We start from the raw sequence: 20,305 nt of genomic DNA on the forward strand, positions 1-20,305 counted from the left end.
GCTCTGTGTTATATCGTAACGAATTGTGTACGAGCAGGCGTGTTGGGATGCAAGTGGATCTAGAAGCTGACGGCGACTCGGTGGAGGGCCTGCCGCGTTTTCAGCAGGGGCTGTTCCATGCCCGTCGATTGCGCCAGGCCGGTATCAGCCTGACGGTGCTGGCGGTGACCGGCTGGATACTGGCGTTGTTTGTCGCGCTGTTTGCGCCGCTGTCGATCTGGCCGGTGGTGTTGATCAATTGCGCTTTGGCGTTGCTGGTGCTGGTGGCTGGGTTGCAATCGGCATGGTGGGTGGCGGATTGGCGCGCGCAGGCGCTGGAGCCGACGACAGCTGAGCCCATCGCCTCCTCCGAGGCGCCCAACGGCTGGTCGGCGCGGCTGTTCGAGCGCTTCGGTAGCGGGCTACTGGCGCAGGTCGGTACGCCGGTGTTGTGGCTGTGCGGTTGGTCGCTGCTGGCGCTGATCAGCGTGGTGGAGTTCTGGAACCTGACGTTGCCGGCCGCCCAGGTCGGCCAATCCGCCAGTATCGGCGCAGCGCTGGCCTTGGCCCTGGCATTTGGCGTGCTGGTGTTCGAGCGTCGGTTGGCTCAGGAAACCGCCGCGCAATGGCCAGAAGCCGCGCAGCTGGCGCAATTGTGCCGGGTGGCGATCGGTTGCCTGGTGATCAGTGCGGTTTGCCTGCTGTTTGCCAGTGAGGCATCGGTGTGGCCGCTGCGTCTGGCGACCCTTATTGGGTTGTTGCCGGCGCTGGTGGCGCTGGAGTTTTTGCTCAGGGCCGTGCTGTCGCTGTTCAGCCCGCGCCAGCCACGGCTGGAACCGCGCCTGCTGGCGCAGAGCTTTATCGCCGATCTGCTGCGTTGGCCGCCGCGCCCGTTGCTGGCGCTGCAGCACGAATTGCACAACCGCTTCGGCATCGATCTGCGCCAGATCTGGGCATTTACCTATATGCGCCGCGCGTTTTTACCGGTGTTACTGGTGGTGCTGGCGATTGGCTGGGCGTTGACCGGCGTGCATGAAGTCCCGCTGCAAGGCCGCGGGATTTATGAGCGCTTCGGTAAACCGGTCGAGGTGTTCGGCCCCGGGCTGCACGCCGGATTGCCCTGGCCATTGGGGCGTGTGTTGCCGGTGGAAAACGGCGTGGTGCATGAGCTGGCGACCAGCGCCAGCGACGCCGCCGCCCCGGTACTGGCGTCCGCCGAAGGGCCGCCGCCGCTGATTGCCAATCGTCTTTGGGACGCCAGCCATGTGAACGACAAATCCCAGGTCATCGCCAGCCGTCGGGGCGACACCCAGGGCTTTCAGATCGTCAATATGGACGTGCGTTTCGTCTACCGTATCGGCCTCAGCGACCAGGCTGCGCTCGCCGCTACCTATAACAGCGCGGATGTGCCGACGCTGATCCGCAGCACCGCCAGCCGCATCCTCGTGCATGAGTTTGCCTCGCGCACCCTCGATGAATTGCTCGGTGAGCAGCGCACCCGCCTGGCGGATGAAATCGGCCGCGCCGTGCAAGTAGATTTGCAGCGTCTGAACAGCGGGGTGGAAATCCTTGCCACGGTGGTGGAAGCCATCCACCCGCCGGCCGGCGCCGCCAACGCCTACCACGCCGTACAGGCCGCGCAGATCGGAGCCCAGGCCCTGATTGCCCGCGAACGCGGCGCCGCCAGCGAGCAGACCAATCAGGCCCAACTGCAAGCCAGCACCGCCCGTGACCAGGCCCAGGCCAGCGCTCGTGAAGTGAATGCCGCTGCACAGGCCGCGGACCTGCGATTCACGGCCGAACAAAAGGCCTATGCCACGGCGGGCCGGGCGTTTGTGCTGGAGCAGTATTTCAGCCAGCTCAGCCAGGGCCTGGCCCACGCCAAGTTGCTCATTCTGGATCACCGTCTGGGCGCCGATGGCGCGCCGACCATCGATCTGCGTTCTTTCACTTTGCCGGCCGACCCCATGGCGCCGCGTAAAGCCGTGCAATAAGGAGTCTGTTTGTTGAGCGCTCATTCCCACGATCACGGTCATCACCACGGCCATCATCACCACCATCACCATGGCGAGGAACATGCCGCCGGCCCGTTCCCTTGGCGGCGCATGGGCTGGGCCGCGTTGCTGGTGCTGTTTGCGCTGGCGGCGGCAAGCCTGGTGCAGGTGCGTTCCGGCGAGGCCACGGTGATCACCCGCTTCGGCAACCCGTCGCGGGTATTGCTGGAACCTGGCCTGGGCTGGCGCTGGCCGGCGCCGTTCGAAGCGGCGATCCCGGTGGACCTGCGCCTGCGCACCACTTCCAGCGGTTTGCAGGATGTGGGTACGCGCGATGGCCTGCGCATCATCGTGCAAGCCTACGTGGCCTGGCAGGTGCAGGGTGACGCCGAGCATGTGCAGCGCTTTATGCGCGCGGTACAGAACCAACCGGATGAAGCCGCGCGGCAGATTCGTACGTTTGTCGGTTCGGCGCTGGAAACCACCGCCGCCAGTTTCGACCTGTCCAGCCTGGTCAACACCGACGCCGGCCAGGTGCGCATCGCCGATTTCGAGGCGCAGTTGCGCCAGCAGATCGATCAACAATTGCTCGCCACGTACGGCGTGCGCGTCGCGCAGGTTGGGGTCGAACGGCTGACCTTGCCGTCGGTGACCCTCACCGCCACCGTCGACCGCATGCGCGCCGAGCGTGAAACCATCGCCACCGAACGTACCGCCGTGGGCAAGCGTGAAGCGGCGCAGATCCGTTCGGCCGCCGAGCGTGACGCACGGATCGTGCAAGCGGATGCCACGGTCAAGGCCGCCGATATCGAAGCCCAATCGCGGGTCGAAGCGGCGCAGATCTACGGGCGCGCCTACGCCAGCAATCCGCAGCTATATAACCTGCTGCGCTCGCTCGACACCCTGGGCACGGTGGTCACGCCGGGCAGCAAAATCATCCTGCGCACCGATGCCGCGCCGTTTCGCGCGCTGGTGGACGGGCCCAAGGATGTTCAGCCATGACCGAGCGTGGCAGCCCGGACAGCCCCTGGATCCAGGCCGGGCGCTTGACCTTTATGGCGCTGTACGCGGTGACGGTGCTGGCGGCGTTGGCCTGGGCGTTTTCCAATGTGCGTCAGATCGACCCGCAGAATCGCGCGGTGGTGTTGCACTTCGGCGCGCTGGACCGCATCCAGAATGCCGGGTTGTTGCTGGCCTGGCCGCAGCCGTTCGAACAGGTGGTGTTGCTGCCGGCGGCGGATCGCGTGATCGAGCGTCGGGTGGAAGGGTTGTTGCGTTCGGACGCGGCACTCCAGGCCGACCGCGTGGCCAGTTTCGCCACGCCGCTCAGCGACGCTTTGGCCGGTTCCGGTTATCTGTTGACCGGCGATGCCGGCGTGGTGCAACTGGATGTGCGGGTGTTCTACAAGGTCACCGAACCCTATGCCTTTGTATTGCAGGGCGAACATGTGCTGCCCGCGCTGGATCGCCTGGTGACCCGCAGCGCGGTGGCGCTGACGGCGGCGCGGGACTTGGACACGATCCTGGTGGCCCGCCCGGAATTGATCGGCAGTGACAACGGCGCCGCCGAACGCCGCGAGCGCTTGCGCGGCGATTTGGTGCAAGGCATCAACAAACGCCTGGCCGAGTTGACCGCCAGCGGGCTAGGCCTGGGTATCGAAGTCACCCGTGTGGACGTGCAATCGAGCCTGCCGGGCCCGGCGGTCAATGCCTTCAACGCGGTGCTCACCGCGAGCCAACAGGCCGATAAAGCCGTGGCGAATGCGCGCACCGAAGCCGAGAAACTCACCCAGGCTGCCACTCAGCAAGCCGACCGGTTGGTGCAAGTGGCCCACGCCCAGGCCAGCGAACGCTTGGCCAATGCCCAGGCGCAAACCGCTACGGTGGCCAGCCTGGCCCAGGTCAAAGATCCTGGCCTGCTGTTGCGCCTGTACCGCGAGCGTCTGCCGAAAATACTTGGCCAGGCCGGCTCCGTGACCACGGTCGATCCTAAAGACGATTCCCGCTTGATCATCCAGGGAGCCGAACAATGAGCGCACCCATGCTGACGTCCGCCGAGCAGCGCAGCGCAGCGCGGCAATTGACCCTGGCGATGCTGGCGCTGGGCTTATTGATCCTGGGCTTGGTGTGGCGCTGGCTGGCGCCGGACCAGAGCGGGGTGAGCCAGTTGCTGCTGGGCGTGGCCTCGCTGCTGGTGGCGGTGCCGGTGATGCGTTCGGCCTGGTACAGCCTGCGTTTTCCCAGCCTGCATGGCATCACCGACCAACTGATCGCCTTGGCGATGCTCGGCGCCTGGGCCACCGGCGATCTGCTGACCGCGGCGTTGCTGCCGATCATCATGATTTTCGGCCATGTGTTGGAAGAACGCAGTGTGATCGGCTCCCAAGAGGCGATCCACGCCCTGGGCAAGCTGACCCGCAGCCACGCGCGGCTTGTGCAGGCCGACGGCAGCATTCAGGAAGTGGACAACGGCACGCTGAACACCGGCGATATCGTCGAAGTGCGCGCGGGCGACCGGGTGCCAGCCGATGGCGTGGTGCTGTCGGGCCAGGCCAGCCTGGACACGGCGCCCATCACCGGTGAATCGGTGCCACTGGAGGCCAGCGCCGGTGTGCAGGTGTTTGGCGGGGCGATCAATCTAGATGGCTTGTTGCGTCTTGAAGTGACGCGTACCGGTCATGAGTCGACCTTGGGCAAAGTCATTGCATTGATGCAGAACGCGGAACGCTCCAAGCCGCCGATCACGCGGCTGCTGGAGCGCTATGCGGGCAGTTACATGGTGCTGGTGTTGCTGTTGGCAGCGGTCACTTGGTTTGTGACCAACGACGCCCAGGCGATGCTCGCCGTGCTGGTGGCGGCGTGCCCGTGTGCGTTGGTGTTGTCGGCACCGGCCACGGCGATTGCCGGGATTGCCGTGGCGGCGCGCCACGGGATTTTGATTCGCAGCTCGGCATTTCTAGAGGAATTGGCGGACCTGACGTCCCTGGTGGTCGACAAGACCGGCACCCTGACCTTTGGCACCCTGCGCCTGCAATCCATCGAAACCACTGCGCCCGATCGGCAGGTGTTGCTGAACCTGGCAGCCAGCCTGGGCTCGGCCAGCAGCCATCCGGTCAGCCGGGCGTTGGCGGGGTTGGCGACGCAGGAACAGATGTGGGTGTTGACCGACATCCGCGAACGCCAGGGCCTGGGCGTGGTGGCACAGACCGAGGAGGGCGAAGCGGCTTTGGGACGCCCTGAGTTGTTCGAGCAATTGGGCATCGTGACCACCGCAGTGCCGACCCATGACGGCCCGATTGCCGGGCTGGCGCTGAACGGGCAATTTTTGGCCTGGCTGCTGCTGGCCGACAGCGTCAAACCGGAGGCCCGCCAGGCCCTGCAAGAGCTGCGCGAGCTGGGCCTGGGGCGTCAGTTGCTGCTAACGGGCGATCGCCAGAGTGTCGCCGACAGCCTGGCGTTGGAGGTGGGCATCAGTGATGTCGCCGCCCAGGCGCTGCCGGAGGACAAGCTCAACCGCGTGCTGGCCGAGATCGATAGCGGCTTCCGGCCAATGGTGGTGGGTGACGGCATCAACGACAGCCTGGCGCTCAAGGCCGGCGTGGTCGGCGTGGCCATGGGCGCGGGCGGGGCGGATATCGCGCTGGCCTCGGCGGACGTGGTGCTGATCGGCAGCGATCTGCGGCGCTTGGGCACCTGTGTGCGCTTGAGTCGCCAGTGCCGGCAGACATTGCAGGTCAATGTGATCATCGGCCTGGGCTGGACGCTGGCCATCGTCGTGTTCGCGGCCTTCGGCTGGTTGGGTGCAGCGGGGGCGATGATTGCGGCGCTGTTGCATAACCTCAGCACGCTACTGGTACTGGGCAATGCCGGGCGTTTGCTGCGGTTTCAGGAGCCGCTGCTGAAACCGGAAGAATAAATTTTCAGAAATACATGCGAGCGGCTGTAACGCCGATGGGGGGCCTCACTCTAGTGGCATGTCAGGACCGAGCGCAGTGCTCGGCCGACTTCCCAACTGAACAATGAGGATGACCCCATGAATATCAAACAAGCCGTTTCCGGTGCTGCCCTGGCGATCGCCGCCGCTTCCATGTTTGCCGGTGTCGCCACCCAGGCACAAGCGGCTGATGCTCAGGTGCATTGCTACGGAGTCACGTCTTGCAAAGGCATGAACGACTGCAAGACCGCGGAAAACGCCTGCAAAGGCCAGGCGGTGTGCAAGGGCCACGGTTTCAAGTCCATGACCAAGGCGGAATGCGATAAGGCGGGCGGCAAAGTCGGCGAATAAACGCAAGCCAAGTGCTCCCGCAGCGTGTTTTGCTACCGCTGCGGACACTTTTTTCCGGAGTCCATGATGCCCACCTCTCTTCCCTTCCTGGGTTACGGCCTGGGTCTACGCAACGAATATTACGAACAGATTCTTGAGCAATCCCCTGCGGTGGATTGGTTTGAAGTGATCTCCGAGAATTACCTGGTGCAGGGTGGCAAAGCCTTGTATTACCTGGACGCCATCGCTGAGCGCTACCCATTGGTGATGCACGGCGTGTCCCTGTCCATCGGTGGGCCCCATGCCCTCGATTTCGATTATCTGAAGCAGATCAAACAGCTCGCCGAGCGCATCCAGCCGGCATGGGTGTCCGACCATTTGTGCTGGAGCCGCGGCAACGCGCACCAGTTGCATGACCTGTTGCCGTTGCCCTACACCGAAGAAAGTCTCTATTACGTGGCCGGCCGCGTTCGTCAGGTGCAGGACGTATTGCAGCGGCCTTTGGTGTTGGAAAACGTCTCCAGCTATGTGCGTGCCAAAGCCGATGAGTTCAGCGAGTGGGAATTCCTCAATGCCCTGGCCCATTTGTCGGGGTGCCAATTGCTGCTGGACGTGAACAACGTCTATGTCAGCGCGCGTAACCATGGGTTCGACCCGTGGACCTTTATCCGTAACCTGCCGCCGCAGAGCATCCGCCAATTGCACCTGGCCGGGCACCGCGATTACGGCGATTACGTGGTCGATACCCATGACCACCCGGTGTGTGATCCGGTGTGGGCGCTGTATCAACAAACCCTCGCGCACATCGGGCCGGTGTCGACCTTATTGGAACGCGATGACCATTTCCCGCCGTTTCAGGAACTGCTCGACGAATTGGCTAAGGCGCGCCAATTAGGCGCTTCCGCCTTGGCCGGGAGGGCCTTATGCGCCTGACCGACTGGCAGCTGGCGTTCGAGGCGCACCTGCTCAACGACGCGCCAGCGCTCGACCAAGGGTTTGCCGCAACATTGCGCGGCGGGCCGAGCCTGGATGTGGACACGGGCTTGGCGATCTACCACAACGCTTATCGCGCGCGCCTGTTGGACGTGCTGCGGCATGATTTCAGCGCCGTGCGCTACTGGTTAGGGGATGATGAGTTTGCCGCGCTGGCCGGCGCTTATGTGCGGCGTTATCCGTCCGAGCATTACAGTTTGCGCTGGCTCGGTGAGCGGTTCGCGAGGTTTATCCTTGAGCACCTGGCGCAAGAACACGGCGCGCCGCTGGCCGAACTGGCCCGTTTGGAATGGGCGTTTACTCTGGCCTTCGATGCGCCCCATGGCGAGCCGTTGACCCTGGCGGACATGGCCGAGCTACCGCCGCAGGCGTGGCCGGGGCTGCAAGTGGCGTGGGTTCCGTCGGTGCAGCAACTGGATTGCCATTTCAATTCCCTGGCAATCTGGCGCGCGGCCAAAGATAACGGTGACTTTCCGGGCAGCCATGCGGTGGAACCTGCGCAGACCTGCCTGGTATGGCGCCATGAACAGGTGTGTCGCTACCGCACGCTGGAGCCGGCGGAAGCCAGCGCCCTGGCGGCCATGGTGACGACCGGTGGGTGTTTTGCAGAACTGTGTGCCCAACTGGCAGTCACTTATGCAGAGGGTGCCCCATTGCAGGCTGTTACATGGCTGAAACAGTGGGTCCAGGACGGTTTGCTGCAGTATCGAGCGGCATAGTCAGGCGCTATTAATCGATAGCCTCCTACGCGTCTTGAGATGGTCTACCCTCACAGCAGACGTCTGAAACAAGGGGGGACTACTCATGCTCGCGCAACTTCCACCGGCCTTACAGAATCTTCAGCTGCCGCTGCGTCTTCGACTCTGGGATGGCCATGAATTCAACTTGGGCCCAGAGCCCAGCGTCACCATCGTGGTCAAGGACCCCACGGTCGTGTCTCAGCTTTCCCATCCCACGCTCGATACCTTGGGCGAAGCCTTTGTGGTGGGCAAATTGGAGCTTGAAGGCTCCATCACCGAAGTGATCCGGGTGTGCGACGAGTTAAGTCACGCCTTGGTCGATGACGACGAAGGCAGTCGTCCGGTGCGCTCGATCCACGACAAGGCCACAGACGCAGCGGCCATTTCCTACCATTACGACCTGTCCAACGCCTTCTATCAGCTGTGGCTCGATCAGGACATGGCGTACTCCTGCGGTTATTTCGAAACCGGCAGCGAATCCATCGACCAGGCCCAACAGGACAAATTCCGCCACCTATGCCGCAAGCTGCGGTTGCAGCCGGGCGAATACCTACTGGATGTTGGTTGCGGCTGGGGTGGGCTGGCGCGGTTTGCGGCGCGGGAGTTTGGGGTCAAGGTGTACGGCATCACCCTGAGCAAAGAGCAATTACAACTGGCCAGGGAGCGGGTCAAGGCCGAGGGTTTGCAGGGTCAGGTTGACCTGCAACTGCTCGACTACCGCGATCTGCCCCAGGATGGCCGCTTCGACAAAGTGGTCAGCGTGGGAATGTTCGAACACGTTGGCCACGCCAACCTGGCGCAATACTGCAAGACCTTGTTCGGCGCCGTGCGTGAAGGCGGCCTGGTGATGAACCACGGCATCACCGCCAAGCACACCGATGGCCGCCCGGTCGGGCGTGGCGCGGGTGATTTTATCGAGCGCTACGTGTTCCCCAATGGCGAGCTGCCGCATCTGGCGATGATGACCGCCGAGCTCAGCGAAGTGGGGCTGGAAGTGGTCGATGTCGAGAGCCTGCGCCTGCACTACGCGCGCACGCTGGACCACTGGAGCGAGCGCCTGGAAGACAACCTGGAAGCCGCAGCCAAAATGGTGCCGGAACAGGCACTGCGTATCTGGCGGCTGTACCTGGCGGGCTGTGCTTATGCGTTCGCCCGGGGCTGGATCAACCTGCACCAGATCCTGGCGGTCAAACCCCATGCCGATGGCAGTCATGAACTGCCGTGGACGCGGGAAGATATCTACCGCTGAACCGGTGATACAGAGGGGGGAGGGGGCAAGCCCCTCCCACCATTTTCTACCGTGTTGGCAGTTAGAGAATCGGTGAGATCAAGCGCGCGACGCGCATTCCCAAATGCTGCAACTGGCGGGTTTCGCGGCTTTCTTCCTGGCTGACTTCATGGGCTTGGGCGAAATCGTCGAGCAACATCTGCTCCACCTGCTGGGCGAAGGCTTCGTCGACGGTCAGCAGCATCACTTCGAAATTCAGGCGGAACGAACGGTTGTCCATATTCGCACTGCCGATGGCGCTGATTTCGCCATCCACCAGTACCACTTTCTGATGCAGAAAACCGGGGGTATAGCGGAACACGCGCACCCCGGCGCGCACGGCTTCAATCGCGTACAGGCTAGAGGCGGCGTAGACGATGCGATGGTCGGGGCGCGATGGCAGCAGCAGGCGCACATCCACGCCGCGCAACACCGCCAGGCGCAGGGCGGCGAACACGGCCTCGTCGGGGATGAAATACGGACTGGTGATCCACACCCGTTCGGTGGCGGCGTGAATCGCCTCGACGAAAAACAGTGAGCAGGTTTCGTACGGGTCGGCCGGACCGCTGGACAGCAATTGGCAGAGCACGCCGTCCTCGGGATAGGTATCCGGCAGGATCAGCGGCGGCAGTTCCCGCGCGGCCCAGAACCAGTCCTCGGCAAACGATTCCTGCAGGCATGCCACCACCGGGCCGGTGACTTGCACATGGGTGTCACGCCACGGTGCCAGCGGCGGCTTTTTGCCCAAGTATTCGTCCCCCACGTTGTGCCCGCCGACAAACCCCGTGATGCCGTCCACTACCACGATCTTGCGATGGTTGCGGAAGTTGACCTGGAAGCGGTTGAGCCAGCCGCTGCGGGTGGCGAAGGCTTTGATCTGCACACCCGCGTCACGCAGTGATTGCACGTAGTGATGGGGCAGGGCGTGGCTGCCGATGCGGTCGTACAGCACATGAATGGCCACGCCTTGCGCGGACTTTTCCTTCAACAGGGCGTGCAATTGCCGGCCAAGTTCATCGTCATGAATGATGAAAAACTGGAACAGCACAGCGGACTTGGCGTTGCGGATGGCGTCGAAGATCGCGCTGAAAGTAGCATCCCCATTGACCAGCAGTTGTACTTGGTTATTGGCCAGGCACGGCATGCGGCCCAGTTTGGGCATGGCGCGCAATGACCCGTAGGCGTTGGAGTGACGCGCGGCCAGTGCTTCCTCGACCCACGGGCGCCAGTTGAGCGCGGCGATGGCGCTGTGCATTTCCTGGTTGGCCTGGCGGCGCGCCTGGATATACGCATCGAAGGTGCTGCGGCCGAAAATCAGGTAAGGGATCAGGGTCAGGTACGGCATGAACATCAGCGACAAGGCCCAGGCGATGGAGCCTTGGGCGGTCCGGACGGTCAGCACCGCATGGATCGCGGCGAGGGTGCCGAAGAAGTGCAGGGTGGCGATAAAGTACGCCAGCAGGTGCGGGCCAAAAAAATCCATGGACGACGTTACTCCAGGCAATCCAGTGCCTAACAGACCATGTTCGGCCACGAATGTCGCTATTTTATTTGCCGTGCAACACTGGCTGTTTTGCGGCGTCTAACGCTCCACCTTTACCCAGGAGTTACCCGATGAATGCTCGTCTGCTGTGTATGACCATGGTTGTTGGTTTGTCGTTGCCCGTGGCGGCGCAGGCCCAGATGTTGGCGCCGGGCTTGTGGGAAGTGACCACCAGCAATATGAAAGTCGATAACCAGGAGCTGCCGGATCTGTCGCTGATCCTCGGCCAGCTCAAGCAACAGATGACCCCCGAACAGCGCGCCATGCTGGAAAAACAGGGCATCACCATGGCCGGTAAAGGCGTGCAGGTGTGTCTGACGCCGGCGCAGGTGGCGTCCGATTCGATCCCCCTGACCGACCCACAATCGGGCTGCCGCCAGGAAGTGACCGACAAGACCGGCAACCAGTGGAAATTCCGCTTCAGTTGCCCCAAAGCCCAGGGTACGGGCGTGGCCACCTTCCAGAGCCAGAAAGAATTCACCACCACCGTCAATGGCACTTTCAATGCCACCGGCGTGCAACAAAAGGGCAGCCTGGACAGCCATGCCCAATGGCTGGGCAACGACTGCGGCACCGTCAAGCCGCGCGCCTAACGCTGGAAGTACAGCGGCAAGCCTTGGCAACTGTCGACCACCTGGCCGTTGTGCCACGCCAGGTGGCCGGAGACTAACGTGGTACTGACGCTGTGGCGAAAGCGGCGCTCGGCGAAGGGCGTCCAGCCGCAGCGGGCCAGGATCGGTTCCTCACTGACCGGCTTGCCTTGTGGCTCAGGTTTGATCAGCACCAAGTCGGCCCAATAGCCTTCACGCACATAGCCTCGATCCGGGATGGCGAAAAGATCGGCCACTCGGTGGCTGGTTTTGGCCACCAGCGTGGTCAACGGCAATAGCCCATCGGCCACCAATTCCATCAACGCCGGCAGCGCATGCTGCACCAGAGGCAAGCCCGCCGGCGCCTCGCGATAACCCAACTGTTTCTGTGCCCAGGTATGCGGCGCATGGTCACTGCCAATCACATCCAGACGATCACTGAGTAAGGCCTGGCGCAGTGCGTCGCGGTCGGCGCGAGTCTTGATCGCTGGGTTGCATTTGATTTGATGGCCGAGGCGGTGATAGTCGCGGTCATCAAATATCAGATGGTGCAGGCACACTTCGGCGGTGATGCGTTTTTCCGTCAGGGGTTTGTCTTCGAACAACGCCAGCTCGCGGGCGCTGGTCAGGTGCAGCACGTGTAGCCGCGTGCCGTACCGCCTGGCCAGCTCCACCGCATAAGACGACGAGCGATAGCACGCCTCGGCATCGCGGATCAGCGGGTGCGCCACCGCTGGGATCCCATCGCCGAAGCGTTCGCGCAGGCGCTGCTCATTGGCCTGGATGCTGGGGCTGTGTTCGCAATGGGCGAGCAGAAGAGTCGGCACTTGGGCGAACAGCCGCTCCAGAATCCGCGGGTCGTCCACCAGCATATTGCCCGTTGAGGCACCCATAAACACTTTGACCCCGGCGACCTCGCGCGGGTCGAGAGCGGCAACCTTATCGAGGTTGTCGTGGCTGACGCCAAAGTGAAAGCCATAGTTGGCCACCGAATGCAGCCCCGCGCGGCGCTTTTTGTCGGCCAGGGCCGCCAGGTTCAAGGTGGCGGGGGAGGTGTTGGGCATGTCCATAAAGCTGGTGATACCCCCGGCCACCGCCGCCCGCGATTCACTGTAGAAACTACCTTTGTCCGGCGCACCGGGGTCACGGAAATGCACCTGGTCATCGATCATGCCGGGCAGCAGCCACTGGCCCTGCGCGTCGATCGCCACGGCGGCGTTACAGCCGGTGATGCTGTTGGCGATCTTTTCGATGCGGCCGTTGGCGACCAGCACATCGGCGTCTCGGACCTGGCCTTCGTTGACCAGGCGTGCGTTGCGAATCAGCAGGCGGCTCATGGTTCAGAACTCGTTTTGCAGGGCTTTGTAGCCGCGCACCAGATCGACATTGGTGCGCGCCACGTCTTCGGAAAATTCCGAGGCACTGATGCTGACCGGCGGGAACTGCGACAGGTCGGTGTGCGGGCCGATGCGGGTGGTGGAGGGTACGTAGAAGGCGTCCGGTAAATCGCGGCCGTCGACCACCGAGTTATGCCGCACCACGCAGCCGTCACCCACTGCGCAGTTGAACAACACGCTGTTGAAGCCGATGAACACGCGGTCGCCCACGGTGCAAGGCCCGTGGACGATGGAGCGGTGGGCGATGGAGGTGAACTCGCCGATGGTCACCGCCGCGCCGGACTTGGAGTGGATCACCACCCCGTCCTGGATATTGGAGTTGGCGCCGATGGTGATCGGGTCCATGGCGCCGCTGGCATTGACCTCATCGGCGCGGATCACGGCGTAAGGGCCGACGAATACGTTCTCGCCGATGATCACCTTGCCGCAGATGATCGCGGTTTTATCCACGTAGGCCGATTCGGCAATTACCGGCAGATCGCCTGAAGGGTTCTTACGGATCATGGCTTGTCCAATGTGTTGCACAGGGTGTTGAGGTTGTATTCGAACAGCCCGATGAAGGTGCTGGCCGGGCCTTCGGCGGCGAGGGCGTCGGAGTACAGCGTCCCGCCGATCTGCGCGCCGCTTTCGTCGGCGATCTGCTTGAGCAGGCGCGCGTCCTTGATGTTCTCCATAAACACCGCTTTGACCTTGTCCTTGCGAATCTGCGTAATCAGCGCGGCGACTTCGGCTGCGGAAGGCTCCCGCTCGGTGGACAAACCTTGGGGGGCGAGGAACTGAATGCCATAGGCCTGGCCCAGGTAACCGAAGGCATCATGGGAGGTGACGATGCGGCGATTACCCGGCGGTAGCGCGCCGAACTTGGCTTTGGCTTCGGCCAGAAGGCGGTAGATTTGTTTCAGATAGGCTTGGCTGTTGCGCTGGTAATCGGCTTGGTTGGCCGGGTCGGCGGCTATCAGCGCCTTGGTGATGTTGTTCACATAGATTTCGGCGTTGGCCAGGTTGTGCCAGGCGTGCGGGTCGGGGATGGTTTCGCCGTCTTCTTCCATGGTGTGAGAGATCACGCCTTTGCTGGCGGTGACCACGGTGGCCCGGGTTTCGGTACTCGCCACCAGGCGGTCCAGCCACGGCTCGAAGCCCAGGCCGTTCTTGATAATCAGCTTGGCTTTAAGCAGCGCCTTGGCATCGTCCGGGGTGGGCTCGTAGGTATGGGCGTCGGCGTCGGGGCCGACCATATTGCTGATCTGGATGTGATCGCCACCAATCTGGTGGGTGATGTCATCGAGAATACTGAAACTGGTGACCACTTTGAGTTTGTCGGCGGCCTGGGCCATCGACAGCGGTAGCAGCAAACTGAACAGCACGAGTAGAGCGCGCATCGGCAAACACCTCATTGGGATGACAGTAGGGGCGGGCGGCGCAGCAAGCCGTGCACCGGACCGAAGACCACGGACAACAAGTACCCGGCGCCCGCCACCAGCACGATTGCTGGGCCGCTGGGCAACGAGTAGTAGAACGACAGCAACAAGCCAAGCCATACCGACAGGCATCCCAGCACCGCCGATACCGCGATCAACACCGGCAGGCGCCGGCTCCAGAACCGTGAAGCGATGGCCGGCAGCATCATCAACCCCACCACCATCAGCGCGCCGATGGCCTGGAAACCGATCACCAGGTTCAGCACCACCAGGGTCAAAAACAGCCCGTGAGCCAGAGGGCCGAGGCGGCTGACGGTTTGCAGGAACAGTGGGTCGAGTGTGTCCAGCAGCAGCGGTTTGTAGATCAGCGCCATGGCGATCAGGCTGAACCCTGACACCCACAGCATGCCGGTAAGGGTGGTTTCATCCACCGCCAGGGCAGAACCGAATAACAGGTGCAACAGGTCCAGGCGTTTGCCGGCGATGCCGAGGATCAACACGCCGGCGGCGAGGGAAATGGGGTAGATGGCGGCGAGGCTGGCGTCCTCGCGCAGGCCGGTGCGGCGGGTGATCCACGCCGACAATCCGGCCATGCCCAGGCCGGCACCGAGTCCGCCGAGGGTCAGCGCCGGCAGGCTCAAACCGGCGAACCAAAACCCCAGAGCAGCGCCGGGCAGGATGCCGTGGGCCACGGCGTCACCGATCAGGCTCATGCGCCGCAGAATCAGGAACACGCCCAGCGGCGCGGTGCTGCACGCCAGCACCAGCCCGCCAATCAGTGCGCGGCGCATAAACACGAAGTCAAAGAATGGCATCCACAGGTGGGCGGCGAAGTGCATCAGGCCACCTGCATTTGGGGCTGGGGTCGGATCAGCTCTTTGCTCGGGCCCAACAAGCAGCCGGTGCTTTTGATCTGCAACACGTTTTGAGTGTGATGGCGCACGGATGCCAGGTCATGGCAGACCACCACCAAGGTGCGGCCCGACGCGTGCCAGGCATGGATGTGTTTCCAGCACAGCGCCTGGCCCTCTTCATCAAGGGCGGCGTGGGGTTCGTCGAGCAGCAGCACCGGCGACTCCGACAGGCTCATGCGTGCCAGCAGCGCACGCTGCAACTGGCCGCCGGACAAGGCCATTAACGGGCGCTGTTCCAGGCCGCCGAGGCACCAGTCTTCAAGTACGGCTTGCAGGCGCTGGCTGCGCTGTTGCGGGCTGAGCTGCAAACCCCAGAAACCGGCGGCGACCAGTTCTTGCAGGCTGATGGGAAACTGCCGGTCCAAGTGCTGTTGCTGCGGCAGGAATGCCAGGCCGCCACGTCGCGGCACGTTCACGCTGACCTTACCGGTCAACGGTTTTTGCAGGCCCGCAATGACTTTGAGCAGGCTGCTCTTGCCGGTGCCATTGGCGCCGATCACGCCGGTGAGGCTGCCTTTTTCAAGGGTGAAATCCACAGGTGGCGTCAGCGGTTGGCCGGGCGCGCCCCAGCGCAAAGCGGTGCAGGTGATCATGCAGAGTGTCTCGTCCAGCGGCTTTCAGCCACGGCATCGTGCGCGTGCAGGCTTTCGGCGTGGATCACTTTGAGGTGAAAGGCGTTGATCGCGTCCGAGCGTTTCAAGGCGAGGTTTACGCGGCGGGCGGCGTCTTCGCAGAACATCAGGTTCTGCCCGTTGGCGAGGGCGAAGGCTTGCTCGTCGGCGCGTTTCACCGCGGTTTGCACGGCGGTGCCGAGTGCGGCTTCGACGTCGTTGATCAGTTCGACCAAGGGCAGTTGCTCACCTTGTAGGTGCACATGTAACTGCGCTCTGCTGCGCTGGCTGTGGGGCGTGGCGACAATCCCCTTGGCGCTGCCGAGCCAGGTCAGTACGTCTGCATGCTGCAAAGCTGTGTTGGCGAAATCATCGATAAATTGCTGCTGAATCAACTGCCTGGCGAGCGCGGCCGAGCATGGGCAGGTCGAGGAGTACGCGACGTCAATTTTTAGTTCCACGTGGAACATCTGGTTTTCCAACTGCGCTTCGATGCTGACCGGATAGCTTTTCCAGCCGGTCAGAGGGCTGACCAACGCTGGGCGCTTGAGCAGCAAATCAGTGTGGATGCGCAGGTAAGCGTTCTTAGATAAACCTTCATGACTGTCGAGAAAACGCTGCAGTACAGTGCGCAGAAGTGCAGGGGTGAGGGGCTGCTGGTCGAGCATCTCCAGTGCCAGGTACAGGCGTGACATGTGGATGCCGCGTGCGGTGCCGTCGTCGAGGCTGACACCCGCGTCGGCGGTGGCGGCCAGGCGCTGGCCGTCTATCAGAATTGGCAGGGCAATGCCGCACATGCCGACCCAGTCGAGTGGCAAGGCTTGGCGTGAAGCCTGCGCGGCAATGTCCGGCAAGGTCAGCGCGTTCATAAGCAGGTCCATCGTTGGAAATAATTCGACATGTTATAGTATAACAATCAAGTCGACGATGAATTTTCTACGCCAGCCTTTGTTCAGCCATGTCGAGCAGGGACGCTCCTTTATTTGCGGTATTTGTCATGCACAGACGTCAGCTTCTTAACCTGCTCCTGGCCAGCCCCCTTTTCGTCCTGCCGTTCACGGTTCACGCCACGCAAATCCGCAACGCACGCTTATGGCGTTCGGACGACAAGCTACGGCTGGTGTTCGACCTTAGTGGCCCGGTGCAGTACAAGACCTTCTCGCTGACCGCGCCGGAGCGTTTGATCATCGACCTGAGCGGCGCCGGGCTCAGTGGGGATTTTTCGCAGCTGGTGCTGAAAAACAGCGGCATCACTTCGATACGCTCGGGACATTTCGGCCAGAACGACACGCGCATCGTGCTGGACCTGGCGGCGCCGATGCAGCTCAACAGCTTTGTGCTGCCGCCCCAGGATGGCCAAGGGCACCGTCTGGTGCTGGACCTGACCCGCGCGACCCAGGCGCCCCGCCAAATCGCAGCTGAATCGGCACCGTTAGTGGCATCGGTGGACAAAGCCCATCCCAAGCGCGACATCATCGTAGTGGTCGACCCCGGTCACGGCGGCAAAGACCCCGGCGCCATTGGCTCCAAGGGCCAGCGCGAAAAAGATGTGGTGTTGTCCATCGCCCAACTGCTGGCCAAGCGCTTGAAGCGCGAAAAGGGCTTTGATGTGAAGCTGGTACGCAACGACGACTTCTTCGTGCCGCTGCGCAAGCGCGTGGACATCGCCCGTCGACACAAAGCCGATATGTTCATCTCCGTACACGCCGACGCCGCGCCACGCCTGACCGCGTCGGGGGCTTCGGTGTATGCGTTGTCCGAAGGCGGCGCCACCTCCGCCACGGCGCGCTTTATGGCTCAGCGCGAAAACGGCGCGGACCTGCTGGGCGCCACCACGCTGCTCAATCTCAAGGACAAAGACCCGATGCTGGCCGGGGTGATTCTTGATATGTCGATGAACGCCACCATCGCTTCCAGCCTGCAATTGGGCAGTTCGGTGCTGGGCAGCTTGCAGAGCATCACGTCGTTGCATCAGAAGCGTGTGGAACAGGCGGGGTTTGCGGTGCTCAAGTCACCGGATGTGCCGTCGATTCTGGTGGAGACCGGGTTTATCTCCAATGCCCGGGACGCGCAGCGGCTGGTGACTGCACGTCACCAGCAGGCTGTGGCTGACGGATTATTCGAGGGCCTGAGAAATTATTTCCAGAAGAATCCGCCGATCAACAGCTATATGGCCTGGGTGCAAGACCAGAAAAACGCCCGTGCTTAGCAGCCGGTGAGACGGCTGCAGGTGAAGGTGGCGCCGGCGCCCCCGGAACTGGAGAAGCGGTTGATCGTGGTCCAACCGACTCTGCGTGTGTAACCGACCCACGCTTCACCGTCCGACGCCAGGCCGGTAAAGAACGTCAATTGCCCGTAACGGCTGTTGGTCTGCGCCCAGTAGCGTTTACCGATTACCTCAAAGCCACGCAAATATGTGGTGCTGCCAATCGTCGCTACGCTGTAGGCGTTGCCCAACGGGTCTACGCAGGCCAGCAGGTTGGCGCTGCGCGTGCAGTTAGCCAACAGGCTCGGTGTTTGGGGATTGGCCAGGGTCGCAAAAATCAGCAGCAGGCCATACAGCAGATAGTTCATGGGCGTTCTCGACATCAGCAGGTGCCAGCATTGCCGTCTTCATCACGTTGAGCAAGCGGGGGTTGGCTTATTTGTGTTGTTATACTATAACATTAATAACAGCCCGATTCGAACGGGCGACCTGATGAGAATGACCTGATGCCCAATCGACTCCCCGTTACCGTGCTGTCCGGCTTCCTCGGCGCCGGTAAAAGTACGCTGCTCAACTACATCCTGCGCAACCGCGACAACCTGCGGGTGGCGGTGATCGTCAACGACATGAGTGAAATCAACATCGACGGCAGCGAAGTGCAGCGCGATGTCACCCTCAACCGCGCCGAAGAAAAACTGGTGGAGATGAGCAACGGCTGCATCTGCTGCACCTTGCGTGAAGACCTGCTGGAAGAAGTCGCCAAGCTCGCCAGGGACGGGCGCTTCGATTACCTGCTGATCGAATCCACGGGTATTTCCGAGCCTCTGCCGGTGGCCGAAACCTTCACCTTCCGCGATGAAAACCAGCAAAGCCTGGCCGATATCGCACGTTTGGACACCATGGTCACCGTGGTCGACGGCATCAACTTCCTGCTCGACTACCAAGCTGCCGAAAGCCTGGCCTCGCGCGGTGAGACGTTGGGTGAAGAGGACGAGCGCTCGATCACCGACCTGCTGATTGAGCAGATCGAGTTCGCCGACGTGATTCTGATCAGCAAGATCGACCTGATCAGCCAGCACGAGCGCGAGGAGTTGATGGCGATCCTTGAGCGCCTCAACGCTCACGCCAAGATCATCCCGATGGTGATGGGCGAGGTGCCTCTGGACCAGATCCTCAACACCGGCCGCTTCGACTTCGAGCGCGCCGCCCAGGCGCCCGGCTGGTTGCAGGAATTGCGCGGCGAGCATGTGCCGGAAACCGAAGAGTACGGTATCGCGTCCACCGCTTATCGTGCGCGGCGCCCGTTCCATCCGCAGCGTTTCTACGACTTTATTGACCGCCCCTGGGTCAACGGCAAATTGCTGCGTTCCAAAGGCTTTTTCTGGCTGGCCAGCAAGCATCAGGATGCGGGCAGTTGGTCCCAGGCCGGTGGCTTGATGCGCCATGGATTCGCCGGGCGCTGGTGGCGTTTCGTGCCGAAAAACCAGTGGCCGCAGGATGAAGAAAGCGTCGCGGCAATCATGGGCAATTGGCAACTGAGCAACGGCGATTGCCGTCAGGAACTGGTGTTTATCGGGCAACACATCGACTTTGCCCAGCTACGCGCCGAGTTGGATGCGTGCTTGCTCACCGATGCAGAAATGGCCCTGGGTGTCGATGGATGGCGCTTGCTGGCCGATCCTTTTGGCCCTTGGTACGACGAGGTGGCCTGATGCTCGCTGCACTGCCGCCCTTGCGCCCGCTGATTCGCCAAACCCGCGGCGAAACCCCGTTGGCGCTGTCTGAAATCCTCGAAGATGGCGTAAATCTGGCGCTGTGGCAGCGGCAATTACCCCTGCACATTGCCGAATTCGGCGCCTTGCTGGTTTCGCTCAACGAGCCCGTAGCCGATTCGTTGGTGGCGGAACTGGGCAGTGATGATGCGGTGCCGAATTTGCAGGGATTGGCGGCCAATTGCCGCGATCTTGAAGGCTATGAGGGATTTATTGCCGATGTGTCCTGGTTGACCAGCGCCTTTGCCTGCCTGCTCGGCGCCCGACGCATTGGCGTGCGCCTGCGCTTGCTGGATAAAGCCATGTGCCCACGGTTTCACGTCGACCACGTACCGGTGCGGCTGATCACCACCTATGCCGGGATCGGCAGCCAGTGGTTGCGGGAGGGGGTCATGGACCGGCGTCACTTGGGACAACCCGAAGCCGAACCCACCGCACGTGTTGAGCAGATCCATTGTGGCGAAGTGGCCTTGCTCAAAGGCAGCAAGTGGCACGGTAACGAAGGCCACGGTTTGATCCATCGTTCGCCGGCGCTCAAAGAAGGCGAGCGCCGGTTGATCCTGACGCTGGATTGGCTGGCATAACCGCGTAGGATCAAGCGCTCTACACGGCCTGAA

The 20,305-nt window shown here is 62.4% G+C and carries 20 protein-coding genes; 12 read left to right on the plus strand and 8 right to left on the minus strand.

What is annotated here, in order from left to right; all coding sequences use genetic code 11:
* Positions 1-47 precede the first annotated feature (47 nt).
* The 8 genes from hflK (at position 48) to cfaB (ending at position 9,219) form a co-directional block, all read left to right on the plus strand.
* Positions 48-1,973 carry a protease modulator HflK gene (gene hflK / locus ACFZPT_RS00900; RefSeq protein ID WP_099312955.1) on the plus strand — a complete coding sequence of 642 codons (1,926 nt, stop codon included), beginning with the start codon at positions 48-50 and terminating at the stop codon, positions 1,971-1,973.
* A 9-nt stretch (positions 1,974-1,982) separates the two neighbouring features.
* The gene (gene hflC, locus ACFZPT_RS00905) at positions 1,983-2,975 is read left to right on the plus strand and encodes a protease modulator HflC (protein ID WP_162276721.1); all 993 of its coding nucleotides are present in this window, start codon (positions 1,983-1,985) and stop codon (positions 2,973-2,975) included.
* A complete protein-coding gene (locus ACFZPT_RS00910; RefSeq protein WP_313058072.1) occupies positions 2,972-4,006 on the plus strand; it encodes a protease modulator HflK in 1,035 nt (344 codons plus the stop codon). Before hflC ends, ACFZPT_RS00910 begins: the two co-directional genes overlap by 4 nt.
* Positions 4,003-5,889 carry a cation-translocating P-type ATPase gene (locus ACFZPT_RS00915; RefSeq protein WP_047882293.1) on the plus strand — a complete coding sequence of 629 codons (1,887 nt, stop codon included), beginning with the start codon at positions 4,003-4,005 and terminating at the stop codon, positions 5,887-5,889. The genes ACFZPT_RS00910 and ACFZPT_RS00915 overlap by 4 nt, the downstream gene beginning before the upstream one ends.
* Positions 5,890-6,006: 117 nt before the next feature.
* Positions 6,007-6,258 carry a hypothetical protein gene (locus ACFZPT_RS00920; protein ID WP_099312953.1) on the plus strand — a complete coding sequence of 84 codons (252 nt, stop codon included), beginning with the start codon at positions 6,007-6,009 and terminating at the stop codon, positions 6,256-6,258.
* A gap of 66 nt (positions 6,259-6,324) precedes the next feature.
* Positions 6,325-7,170 carry a DUF692 domain-containing protein gene (locus tag ACFZPT_RS00925; RefSeq protein WP_099312952.1) on the plus strand — a complete coding sequence of 282 codons (846 nt, stop codon included), beginning with the start codon at positions 6,325-6,327 and terminating at the stop codon, positions 7,168-7,170.
* A complete protein-coding gene (locus tag ACFZPT_RS00930) occupies positions 7,161-7,949 on the plus strand; it encodes a DNA-binding domain-containing protein (protein ID WP_099312951.1) in 789 nt (262 codons plus the stop codon). The genes ACFZPT_RS00925 and ACFZPT_RS00930 overlap by 10 nt, the downstream gene beginning before the upstream one ends.
* 85 nt (positions 7,950-8,034) lie before the next feature.
* Positions 8,035-9,219 (plus strand): C17 cyclopropane fatty acid synthase CfaB, encoded by a 1,185-nt coding sequence (gene cfaB, locus ACFZPT_RS00935; protein WP_034101569.1) that lies wholly within the window; start codon positions 8,035-8,037, stop codon positions 9,217-9,219.
* Positions 9,220-9,280: 61 nt separating this feature from the next.
* Here cfaB and cls read toward each other — a convergent pair whose 3' ends face one another.
* A complete protein-coding gene (gene cls / locus ACFZPT_RS00940) occupies positions 9,281-10,720 on the minus strand; it encodes a cardiolipin synthase (RefSeq protein WP_034101568.1) in 1,440 nt (479 codons plus the stop codon).
* A gap of 131 nt (positions 10,721-10,851) precedes the next feature.
* On the opposite strand from cls, the gene ACFZPT_RS00945 reads away from it, so the two are divergent.
* The gene (locus ACFZPT_RS00945; protein WP_034101567.1) at positions 10,852-11,373 is read left to right on the plus strand and encodes a DUF3617 domain-containing protein; all 522 of its coding nucleotides are present in this window, start codon (positions 10,852-10,854) and stop codon (positions 11,371-11,373) included.
* Here the strand turns inward: ACFZPT_RS00945 and ACFZPT_RS00950 are convergent.
* From ACFZPT_RS00950 to folE2, 6 genes are read right to left on the minus strand one after another with little or no spacing between them, the layout of a single operon-like run.
* Positions 11,370-12,707, minus strand: coding sequence for a dihydroorotase (locus ACFZPT_RS00950; protein WP_099312950.1), 1,338 nt, complete (start codon positions 12,705-12,707; stop codon positions 11,370-11,372). The two genes, ACFZPT_RS00945 and ACFZPT_RS00950, sit on opposite strands and share 4 nt — an antisense overlap.
* 3 nt (positions 12,708-12,710) lie before the next feature.
* Positions 12,711-13,271: a DapH/DapD/GlmU-related protein gene (locus tag ACFZPT_RS00955; protein ID WP_099312949.1), complete on the minus strand. Its 561-nt coding sequence runs from the start codon at positions 13,269-13,271 to the stop codon at positions 12,711-12,713.
* Positions 13,268-14,146 carry a metal ABC transporter substrate-binding protein gene (locus ACFZPT_RS00960; protein ID WP_034101564.1) on the minus strand — a complete coding sequence of 293 codons (879 nt, stop codon included), beginning with the start codon at positions 14,144-14,146 and terminating at the stop codon, positions 13,268-13,270. Before ACFZPT_RS00960 ends, ACFZPT_RS00955 begins: the two co-directional genes overlap by 4 nt.
* Before the next feature lie 11 nt (positions 14,147-14,157).
* Positions 14,158-15,024, minus strand: coding sequence for a metal ABC transporter permease (locus tag ACFZPT_RS00965; RefSeq protein ID WP_034115491.1), 867 nt, complete (start codon positions 15,022-15,024; stop codon positions 14,158-14,160).
* Entirely contained in the window at positions 15,024-15,692 is a 669-nt protein-coding gene (locus ACFZPT_RS00970) for a metal ABC transporter ATP-binding protein (RefSeq protein ID WP_099312947.1), read from the minus strand. The genes ACFZPT_RS00965 and ACFZPT_RS00970 overlap by 1 nt, the downstream gene beginning before the upstream one ends.
* Positions 15,689-16,579 (minus strand): GTP cyclohydrolase FolE2, encoded by an 891-nt coding sequence (folE2, locus tag ACFZPT_RS00975; protein ID WP_099312946.1) that lies wholly within the window; start codon positions 16,577-16,579, stop codon positions 15,689-15,691. The genes ACFZPT_RS00970 and folE2 overlap by 4 nt, the downstream gene beginning before the upstream one ends.
* Positions 16,580-16,707: 128 nt before the next feature.
* Between folE2 and ACFZPT_RS00980 the strand changes: the two genes are divergently transcribed.
* Positions 16,708-17,919, plus strand: coding sequence for an N-acetylmuramoyl-L-alanine amidase (locus ACFZPT_RS00980; RefSeq protein ID WP_034115489.1), 1,212 nt, complete (start codon positions 16,708-16,710; stop codon positions 17,917-17,919).
* Here ACFZPT_RS00980 and ACFZPT_RS00985 read toward each other — a convergent pair.
* Entirely contained in the window at positions 17,916-18,284 is a 369-nt protein-coding gene (locus ACFZPT_RS00985; protein ID WP_379554930.1) for a glutamine synthetase, read from the minus strand. The genes ACFZPT_RS00980 and ACFZPT_RS00985 overlap by 4 nt on opposite strands.
* Before the next feature lie 138 nt (positions 18,285-18,422).
* Here ACFZPT_RS00985 and zigA point away from each other — a divergent pair, with 138 nt between their 5' ends.
* The gene (gene zigA, locus ACFZPT_RS00990; RefSeq protein ID WP_034101558.1) at positions 18,423-19,628 is read left to right on the plus strand and encodes a zinc metallochaperone GTPase ZigA; all 1,206 of its coding nucleotides are present in this window, start codon (positions 18,423-18,425) and stop codon (positions 19,626-19,628) included.
* A complete protein-coding gene (locus ACFZPT_RS00995; RefSeq protein WP_099312944.1) occupies positions 19,628-20,272 on the plus strand; it encodes a DUF1826 domain-containing protein in 645 nt (214 codons plus the stop codon). Before zigA ends, ACFZPT_RS00995 begins: the two co-directional genes overlap by 1 nt.
* The last annotated feature ends 33 nt before the right edge of the window (positions 20,273-20,305 follow it).

It is taken from the genome of Pseudomonas sp. MD330_10 (genome assembly GCF_042610415.1).
Classification (GTDB): domain Bacteria; phylum Pseudomonadota; class Gammaproteobacteria; order Pseudomonadales; family Pseudomonadaceae; genus Aquipseudomonas; species Aquipseudomonas rhodesiae.

What these genes read in the sequence shown, in the direction of transcription:
- ACFZPT_RS00960 (WP_034101564.1), bottom strand. Translation starts at nt 14,146, where the DNA reads ATGCGCGCTCTACTCGTGCTGTTCAGTTTGCTGCTACCGCTGTCGATG.
- ACFZPT_RS00995 (WP_099312944.1), top strand. Translation starts at nt 19,628, where the DNA reads ATGCTCGCTGCACTGCCGCCCTTGCGCCCGCTGATTCGCCAAACCCGC.
- cfaB (WP_034101569.1), top strand. Translation starts at nt 8,035, where the DNA reads ATGCTCGCGCAACTTCCACCGGCCTTACAGAATCTTCAGCTGCCGCTG.
- ACFZPT_RS00965 (WP_034115491.1), bottom strand. Translation starts at nt 15,024, where the DNA reads ATGCACTTCGCCGCCCACCTGTGGATGCCATTCTTTGACTTCGTGTTT.
- ACFZPT_RS00920 (WP_099312953.1), top strand. Translation starts at nt 6,007, where the DNA reads ATGAATATCAAACAAGCCGTTTCCGGTGCTGCCCTGGCGATCGCCGCC.
- ACFZPT_RS00955 (WP_099312949.1), bottom strand. Translation starts at nt 13,271, where the DNA reads ATGATCCGTAAGAACCCTTCAGGCGATCTGCCGGTAATTGCCGAATCG.
- cls (WP_034101568.1), bottom strand. Translation starts at nt 10,720, where the DNA reads ATGGATTTTTTTGGCCCGCACCTGCTGGCGTACTTTATCGCCACCCTG.
- hflK (WP_099312955.1), top strand. Translation starts at nt 48, where the DNA reads ATGCAAGTGGATCTAGAAGCTGACGGCGACTCGGTGGAGGGCCTGCCG.
- ACFZPT_RS00980 (WP_034115489.1), top strand. Translation starts at nt 16,708, where the DNA reads ATGCACAGACGTCAGCTTCTTAACCTGCTCCTGGCCAGCCCCCTTTTC.
- ACFZPT_RS00950 (WP_099312950.1), bottom strand. Translation starts at nt 12,707, where the DNA reads ATGAGCCGCCTGCTGATTCGCAACGCACGCCTGGTCAACGAAGGCCAG.
- folE2 (WP_099312946.1), bottom strand. Translation starts at nt 16,579, where the DNA reads ATGAACGCGCTGACCTTGCCGGACATTGCCGCGCAGGCTTCACGCCAA.
- ACFZPT_RS00945 (WP_034101567.1), top strand. Translation starts at nt 10,852, where the DNA reads ATGAATGCTCGTCTGCTGTGTATGACCATGGTTGTTGGTTTGTCGTTG.
- ACFZPT_RS00925 (WP_099312952.1), top strand. Translation starts at nt 6,325, where the DNA reads ATGCCCACCTCTCTTCCCTTCCTGGGTTACGGCCTGGGTCTACGCAAC.
- ACFZPT_RS00985 (WP_379554930.1), bottom strand. Translation starts at nt 18,284, where the DNA reads ATGAACTATCTGCTGTATGGCCTGCTGCTGATTTTTGCGACCCTGGCC.
- ACFZPT_RS00970 (WP_099312947.1), bottom strand. Translation starts at nt 15,692, where the DNA reads ATGATCACCTGCACCGCTTTGCGCTGGGGCGCGCCCGGCCAACCGCTG.
- ACFZPT_RS00930 (WP_099312951.1), top strand. Translation starts at nt 7,161, where the DNA reads ATGCGCCTGACCGACTGGCAGCTGGCGTTCGAGGCGCACCTGCTCAAC.
- zigA (WP_034101558.1), top strand. Translation starts at nt 18,423, where the DNA reads ATGCCCAATCGACTCCCCGTTACCGTGCTGTCCGGCTTCCTCGGCGCC.
- ACFZPT_RS00915 (WP_047882293.1), top strand. Translation starts at nt 4,003, where the DNA reads ATGAGCGCACCCATGCTGACGTCCGCCGAGCAGCGCAGCGCAGCGCGG.
- ACFZPT_RS00910 (WP_313058072.1), top strand. Translation starts at nt 2,972, where the DNA reads ATGACCGAGCGTGGCAGCCCGGACAGCCCCTGGATCCAGGCCGGGCGC.